Consider the following 1,589-nt stretch of genomic DNA (forward strand, 5'->3'; position numbering starts at 1 on the left):
ACGGTAAGTGAAAACCAGTGGATTACCAAAGACATTCAAGTGCCTTTAAAGAAGTCATTTTACAAAAACTCTACCAAAGCCAATTGTCGAGACGTGAGTTTGCAGAGCAAGAAGGCATTAAGCTCTCCACCCTGTATAGTTGGCAAAAGCAATTCAACACATCAGGATTTAGCGAGTCAAAAGTGAGTTCATCAGATAAATGGTCCAATGAAGAAAAGTTTGCTGTCGTACTTGAAACTTTCGCCTTGTCTGAAGCGGATCTGAATCAGTATTGCCGAGAAAAAGGGTTGTACCCTGAGCAAGTAAAGCAATGGAAGCAAGCCTGTATTGCAGGGAATACAGTGAAAGATAAGCGAAACACTAAGACCACGGCCGAGCATCAATCGGACAAAAAACGCATTAAAGAGCTAGAACGTGAGCTCAGACGAAAGGAGAAAGCGTTAGCAGAAAGTGCGGCGTTACTTGTGCTAGGAAAAAAGTTCGATGCCTATTGGGAGGAAAAAGAGGACAGCTAATCACGCTGGCCGATAGGCAAAAGTATTCGCAGTGGATCCGTCATGCGGTGGAGTCAGGTGCACGACAAGAGCCTGCCTGTGAGGTGATTGGATTATCGGTCAGAACGTTACAGCGTTGGTATAGTGAGGGCTCTATTGGGGAGGATAGAAGAGTCACCGTGATAAGGCCTGCACCAGCGAACAAACTGAGTGAGGTAGAGCAGCGGAAGATGATTGAGGTTTGCAACCGTGACGAGTTTGCTTCCTTACCACCCAGCCAAATCGTGCCTATATTGGCCGACAGAGGCGAGTATATTGCTTCAGAATCCAGCTTTTATCGTCTCTTAAAAGCGGAAAACATGCTCCATCATAGAGGAAAAGCAGCATCAAAGAATGTCCATAAAAAGCCCACGAGTTATACGGCGAAAAAAGCCAATGAGGTGTGGAGTTGGGACATTAGCTATCTGCCAACCACGGTGATTGGGCAGCATTACTACCTGTACATGATAGAAGATATTTACAGTCGAAAAATAGTGGGTTGGGAAGTGCATTCTCAAGAAACGGGAGAGTATGCCGCCGATTTACTGGAACGCAGTGTTTGGGCAGAAAGATGCGTTAAAAAAGATCTCGTCTTACACTCAGATAACGGTGCGCCCATGAAGAGCTTAACGATGAGAGCAAAAATGTATGATCTTGGTGTTGTGACCTCCCGCAGTAGACCAAGGGTGAGTAACGACAACCCATACTCAGAGTCGCTGTTTAGAACGGTGAAATATCACCCTAGATGGCCGTCAGAAGGGTTTAAAAACCTGGAAGATGCGAGAGAGTGGGTAAGAGAGTTTGTGTATTGGTATAACCATGAGCATCGCCATAGTCGAATCCAGTTTGTCACGCCAAATCAAAGGCATGCAGGGCTTGATAAAGTAATCTTAGCGAAGCGAGCGGACTTGTATCAGCAAAAAAGGAAAGAGCGCCCTGATCGTTGGTCAAAAGCAGAAAGAAACTGGCAGCCAATAGGTGATGTGGAATTAAATCCAGAGCAACACAAAGACGCTGCTTAATTATTTTAGGCGACAACTACCTTGAAAGACGCCG

The 1,589-nt window shown here is 45.5% G+C and carries 1 protein-coding gene; it reads left to right on the forward strand.

The features are described 5' to 3' along the window. Positions 1 to 17 precede the first annotated feature (17 nt). Positions 18 to 1,555 (forward strand): IS3 family transposase gene (locus tag DK187_RS20825; RefSeq protein WP_111609213.1). Its coding sequence is split into 2 segments (ribosomal slippage): positions 18 to 480 and positions 480 to 1,555, totalling 1,539 coding nucleotides; the frame shifts between segments, so codons are not numbered across the junction. Positions 1,556 to 1,589: the final 34 nt, after the last annotated feature.

The organism is Marinomonas arctica (assembly GCF_003259225.1).
Classification (GTDB): Bacteria; Pseudomonadota; Gammaproteobacteria; order Pseudomonadales; family Marinomonadaceae; genus Marinomonas; species Marinomonas arctica.